Below are 1,151 nucleotides of genomic sequence, written 5' to 3' on the forward strand. Positions count from 1 at the left end.
CGGCGTCACAACACATGGATCCGAGAGTGAAACTCATGCCCACAACCCGTGCCAGCCTCGCTGTGCTCTTCCTCGTGACCGCGCTGGGCGGTTTCGCGCCGGCCGCCGAGCCGGCGCCCGACGACCCGTATCACAAGGGACTCGCCGACCCGGTCAGGAAACTGTCCGTCCTTCTCAAGGACGAAAACGGCGCGGACGAGGTGGCGATCAAAATCGAGCCGGGACAGGGGGGCGCGGCCCCCGGCGGCGAAGGCAAGCTTCGCCACCGCATCAGCGAGTTGCTCGAACTGAACAAAATCAAAGTCGAGCTCGACACGTCGAAAGGATCGATGTGGTTCGTCGCCGTGACTTACGAAGAAGCCTTCATTCCCGTCGGCAACGGCGAGACGAAACGACCCGGGTTGAAGATCGTCCTGACCGTCCAGCACGGGAAAAAAATCAAGGGAGCCTTTGAGGGCGAGGTGGCGGGAGTGGAGCCAGCCGTCAGCGTCTTGGGGCGGTCGTTCGACGTCGTCGGCGCGCCGACGACCGACAAGGCGGCCGAGAAGGTCATCGAAATCATCCAAAAGAAGGAGGCGGTCGTCATCAGCGGCGACGGAAAGGTCCGGGCCAAACGCGACAACCCGAAAGAGGCGAGCCCGTACGCGGTCGAGATCCTCGTCGACGACAAACCGGTCACGCCCCGGACCAACAGCGGGTTCGCCGTGGTCGCGCTGCCCAAGGAGAAAGACTTCTGGATCCGCCTCACCAACGACACGGACTTCGCGGCCGCCGCGAGCGTCACGGTCGACGGCATCAGCGTGTTCCAGCCGGGGGCCGACGCCGACGGACCGGACAAGGGCAAGCCGAAGTACACGCACTTTGTCGTGCCGGCCAAACAATCGCTCACCGTCGGCTGGCACGTGGCGGCCGACCGGATCGACGCGATGAAGGTCACGTCGTTCCACGACTCGGTCGCCGCCATGTTCAATCCGGCGCGGTCCTCGCCGCGGACCGTGACGGCCGTGTTCGCGGCGGCGTGGGAGAAGGGGCAGGACCCGGCCCCGGACGAGCCGGTCCGGTCCCGCGGCGGGGACGACAGCATCGGCATCGGCCGGGGAGCCCCGGTCAAGGTGGAAACCAAGGTCAGGGACATGATCATCGGAGTGCCG

General features: G+C 65.9%; 1 protein-coding gene. It reads left to right on the plus strand.

The features are described from left to right. Window positions 1-35: 35 nt before the first annotated feature. The coding region (locus tag BGIM_RS64890) for a hypothetical protein (RefSeq protein WP_162136263.1) at window positions 36-1,151 on the plus strand (1,116 nt) is incomplete at its 3' end.

This window comes from Zavarzinella formosa DSM 19928, from assembly GCF_000255705.1.
GTDB classification, from domain to species: domain Bacteria; phylum Planctomycetota; class Planctomycetia; order Gemmatales; family Gemmataceae; genus Zavarzinella; species Zavarzinella formosa.